Consider the following 4,702-nt stretch of genomic DNA (forward strand, 5'->3'; position numbering starts at 1 on the left):
TTTGGCTCTCGTAACTCGTTACTCGGCTCTTGATCTCGGTTCTCGGATCTCGTCCTCTCGTCACTTCGGTTCTTCTCGTAACTCGAATCTCGAATCTCGTAACTCGTTTCTTAATCGCAACTCAGTATCCTCAATTGTAATCCCCTAAATCCCGGAGTATAATAGCAGTGAATTTCCCCTTGGAGGTTGTGCAAATGAAGCTATCAAGCTATGTGGAATCTGTTTCTCCTTCTGTAACGCTTCAATTCAATCAAAAAGTCCTTGAGAAATTAGCACATGGTGAAGATGTGGTAAAGCTCACTGCCGGTGAGCCTGATTTTCCTACCCCCGAACCTATTGCTGAAGCTGCAATTGAAGCAATTAAAGCCGGGAAGACGAAATACACTGCTGCAGCTGGTATAACGCCACTGCGGGAGAGAATAGCGAAAAAGCTGAAAAAAGACAACAATCTTTCCTATTCAACAGAGGAAATCGTTGTTACCAACGGCGGTAAGCAAGCACTTTATAACAGTTTGAAAGCGATACTTGAGCCTGGCGATGAAGTGATTGTAATCTCACCTGCATGGGTTAGTTATGAGGCACAGATCAAATTGTGCGGTGGGGTGCCCATCTATGTAGAAGCGTTGCCCGAAGATCTTTACATACCCAGCCTATCTAAAATAGAAAAGGCTATTGGGAAGCGCACTCGAGCGATAATCGTTAATTCCCCCAATAATCCCACGGGTACTGTTTATCCGGAGAAATTTTTGAAAGGGCTTTCGGAGCTTTTGAAAGAAAACAGAGTTATTGCCATCTCTGATGAAGTTTATGAAAAACTGGCTTTTGATGAAAAGCACATCAGCATTGCTTCCTTTGAAGGCATGAAGGAACTTGCAATTGTTATTAACGCTTTTTCAAAGGCTTATTCAATGACGGGCTGGAGGGTTGGATATTTGGCAGCGCGTAAGGAAATTGCAAAAGCGGTTGCAAAGATACAGGGACATTCAACCTCCAATGTGAACACTATCGCGCAATATGCAGCATTGAAGGCGCTTGAAGTTGAAACAGATTATATGGTAAAGGAATTCTTGGGCAGAAGGGCTTATGTTAGCAAAAGATTGGAAAAAATGGGGCTTAAATTCTCCTTTCCAAAGGGTGCTTTTTATTTCTTTGTGGACATAAGAAATTTCCTTGGAAAAGGCGTCAAGGATTCTTTTGAATTTTGCGTGGAGCTTCTTGAAAAAGCAGGGGTTGGTATGATCCCAGGAAGTGCGTTTAACATGGAAGGGTTTATCAGACTATCATATGCGAGTTCCATAAAAGAATTGGAAAAGGGGCTTGACAGGTTAGAGCAATTTATAAAAAACATATAAATTGAATATGTAAAATGCACCGGGATTCCGGTGCATTTTTATGTTTTTCATTTTTGATTTCCTCATCTCCCGGCCAATTCAAGTCCCCAGCGAAAAGTGTCAGAAAGATTCCTCACGTTCTCAAACTCAGATTTCGATAGTGTGTCAAGCATATTGCTTATAGCAGAACGGAAGGCAAGCTGGGTATTTCCAGTTTTTATTTCCATTAAGCATTCCACGACAGCTGCCGTTAGGTCGGCTGCCCGGACAAGTCTCCCCTCTTTGCCTCCAAAGGGATCTAGCATTCTCTGTTTAAGCTCAAGTGCTATGCTCTTTGGCATATGCACTAAAAGCTTTTCGCTAACCATTTTTTCTTCCACTTTTGAAACAACTTCTTCAAAACCCTCTACTTTGCGCTTGGTTGGTGTAATAATATCTCCGGTCAAGCTCTCAGGTATATCATGGAGCAAAGCTTTTTTCACAACTTCCAGGCTATCTATGTTGTTACCAACCTCGTTTTCCATAAGAGCAAGCAAATAAGCTATTACTGCGACATAGAAAGAGTGCCCTGCAACAGTGGTTTCGACGTTTCTTTTCAGTCTGTTCCAGCGTACCGCCCTTAGCAAGACAACCAGCGCTTCCTGATAGTCTTTTATCCATGGACTCTCTCTGAGTATTTTGTAAGGCTGAAAACAATCAAAATGGGAGAGCCTTTTTTTAAGGCTTTCAAGTGCTTCTTCATAGTATTCTGGAAAGAAACGCGAATGTATATCCGCTTCAAGCAATGCTGAGAGTAAATCCCCTGTGGAAATGATTTTCCCCTCTGTGCTTCCATCTTTCACCATTTTCATTTCATTCATGAATTCTTCCCTGTGATTTGCCGGCAATAGTGGGGCAACTTCTGAAACAGTTGCATCAAAAACAGCATCCCATTTTTCCGGATCAAGCTCTTTTATGAGAACTTTTGTATCCACAGAAATATCAGAAAGGATACACTTGGGAAGTTCTTTGAGGAGAATACGTTTAAATAGCCTGTCCTCATTGACTTTTTCCCCGTTTTCTCTGGCAATCAGGGAAAGGAGTAACGAAAACTGAGCAGATACAAAGGCGTTTTCTGCTTCATTCGTTCTTAGCAAAGTGGGTCGGTTATTCCAACGGAACATGGTGAAAAGATTGGTATATAGCTCAAGCAGTCTTACCAGTCCCTGATCCATCTCCAGACCCCCTATTTCTCTGCTATACTTGAAGAGTGTTGCTGGATTATTGTATCATATTTCACGAGTCTAACGAAAAAGAGGCGATGAGCATGGAAGTAAGTAAGTGGATAAACAGGGCATTCCCTGTATTTTCATCTCAAGATAGCGTGTCGGATGTATTGAAAGTTGAAGAGAAATACGATTTTATAACGGTTGTTGTCCATGATGAAGCCGGTAAACTCCTTGGAGTGATAAAGAGGAAAGAGCTTGCAAATTATGCTCCCGAGAAAAAACTGGCTGAAATTGTTAAAGAGCCTGAGTATTTCAGTTATGATACCGACATCATCGAAGATGTGGTGCTCATGCTTATAGAGAGCCATGATCTTGTTATACCGGTGGTTTCCGGTGATATGAACTTGAAAGGAGTCATTACAGTTTTTGATATCCTCGAGGCACTTATGGAGTTCACTTCTATGGATCAGAAAGGTGTCAGAATTTCTGTGGTTCTTGGAGATAAACCAGGTGCATTGAAAAGGGTCGTTGATTTGCTGGCCGATAATGAAATTAATATTTTGTCCATCGTAACCTCACCTGGCGAAGATGGGAAGAAAAACGTTATTATCAGAACCTCGGAAACGGATGTGGGAGAGATTGCAAGTATTTTCAACGAAAATGATATTGAATACGATTCAATAATGGAGGAGGAAGGCTTCTGTGACTGAGATGTTCAAGTACCTTTTTCTCGGAAGCCTTCAAGGAGCAACGGAGTTTCTTCCTGTTTCATCCTCAGGCCATTTAACGATTTTTTCTTCGATTTTACGATTGAACTTGAGCACAGATAGTCTTGCATCTTTTTTTGCTTTGTTGCATCTCGCGACATTTTTTGCTGTTTTGCTCTTTACGTACAGCGAGGTTATTCAGATTATCACCGGATTGTTTACCAAAAGAGAAAGAGGTAATTCAATAAGATATATCATTCTTTTAACGGTAGCCACTATTCCCGCAGTTGCTTTCGGACTCCTTTTTGAAGAAAAAATCAGTACCGCCTTTTCCAGCCCGTATTTTGCTGCTGCCATGCTTGTGGTTACAGCCTTTTTTTTGTTCCTATCCGATAGATTCAACGGAAAGTTAGAAATACTGAAAATAGGGCTTATAGGTGCTTTGCTTGTTGGTATCCTACAAGCGGCGGCCATATTGCCGGGTATATCAAGAAGCGGTATGACAATTTTTGGTGCGCTGCTTATTGGACTTTCGAGGAAAGATGCTGTTAAGTTTTCCTTTCTCATGAGTTTGCCTGTAACATTGGGGGCGGGTATTCTCGAGATTTCAAAGCTCAGTGTTCCTATGATTTATGCAATACCGGCATTTTTTAGTGCTTTTGTCATGGGAATTATCGGGCTTTTTTTGGTTAAGAAGTTTGTCATAAAGGGAAAGCTGAGAGGCTTTGCGATTTACTGTATAATATTCGCGGTTGTAAGTTTTATTAGTCTGGGAGTGATCTAAATGGAGTTCGAACTACTCTTTCCAGGTAGCGTTCTTTACGTTTCTGGGGAGATTGATGCTCCGACGAGTAGCGCTGTTCTCCTGAAAGATGGTGAGAGAACAATAATCGTTGATCCGGGTGGGTTTCCCTCATTGAAAGCTCTTGAAAGCGCCTTGGGCAAGGCTGGCGTGGCACCTGAAGATGTCACCGATGTTTTGCTAACGCATTTTCACCTTGATCACGCTTTCAACACAATGTTTTTCAAAAATGCCACAATAAGGCTTCACAAAAACTACGCAACCCGCAACTACACAGCCTTTGGTCCAATAATTGGTCAGATGTATTCGATGGTCATTGAAAGTTGGAGCCGTGTCGAACCTTTCGAAGCGGGAATGCTTTGGGATACAATTGAGATCGTTGAAACTCCTTTTCATTCCAGAGAACATGTTTCCTTTCTTGTAAAGACGATTAATGCCGGAAATGTACTGATTTTTGGCGATTTATGTGATAGGCAGTTTAGGTTTTACGAGATGCGCAAAGGCATGAGAAATGATGCGGCTTCTAAGTTAGCGCTTGAGCTTTACGATAGAGCTGATATGATTGTTTTTTCTCATGATCTTCCCATAATCAAGGGGTGAAAACTGTGAAAATATTGATGGTTTCATATGAAGTGTATCCACTTGCTAAAGTTG

At 41.6% G+C, this 4,702-nt stretch carries 5 protein-coding genes; 4 read left to right on the forward strand and 1 reads right to left on the reverse strand.

The features are described 5' to 3' along the window. The first annotated feature begins 194 nt into the window (after positions 1–194). The gene (aspC, locus tag AC3LHT_RS04475; protein ID WP_488662098.1) at positions 195–1,352 is read left to right on the forward strand and encodes an aspartate aminotransferase; all 1,158 of its coding nucleotides are present in this window, start codon (positions 195–197) and stop codon (positions 1,350–1,352) included. A gap of 62 nt (positions 1,353–1,414) precedes the next feature. Here the strand turns inward: aspC and AC3LHT_RS04480 are convergent, their stop codons facing one another. Continuing rightward, the gene (locus AC3LHT_RS04480) at positions 1,415–2,545 is read right to left on the reverse strand and encodes an HD domain-containing protein (protein ID WP_488662099.1); all 1,131 of its coding nucleotides are present in this window, start codon (positions 2,543–2,545) and stop codon (positions 1,415–1,417) included. Positions 2,546–2,637: 92 nt separating this feature from the next. Between AC3LHT_RS04480 and AC3LHT_RS04485 the strand changes: the two genes are divergently transcribed. From AC3LHT_RS04485 to AC3LHT_RS04495, 3 genes are read left to right on the forward strand one after another with little or no spacing between them, the layout of a single operon-like run. Next, on the forward strand, positions 2,638–3,249 hold the full coding sequence (locus AC3LHT_RS04485; protein WP_488662100.1) for a CBS domain-containing protein: 612 nt from the start codon (positions 2,638–2,640) through the stop codon (positions 3,247–3,249). 1 nt (position 3,250) lies between these two features. After that, on the forward strand, positions 3,251–4,030 hold the full coding sequence (locus AC3LHT_RS04490) for an undecaprenyl-diphosphate phosphatase (RefSeq protein ID WP_290646039.1): 780 nt from the start codon (positions 3,251–3,253) through the stop codon (positions 4,028–4,030). After that, a complete protein-coding gene (locus tag AC3LHT_RS04495; protein ID WP_488662101.1) occupies positions 4,031–4,648 on the forward strand; it encodes an MBL fold metallo-hydrolase in 618 nt (205 codons plus the stop codon). It begins immediately after the preceding gene. Positions 4,649–4,702: the final 54 nt, after the last annotated feature.

Source organism: Kosmotoga sp. (genome assembly GCF_982836095.1).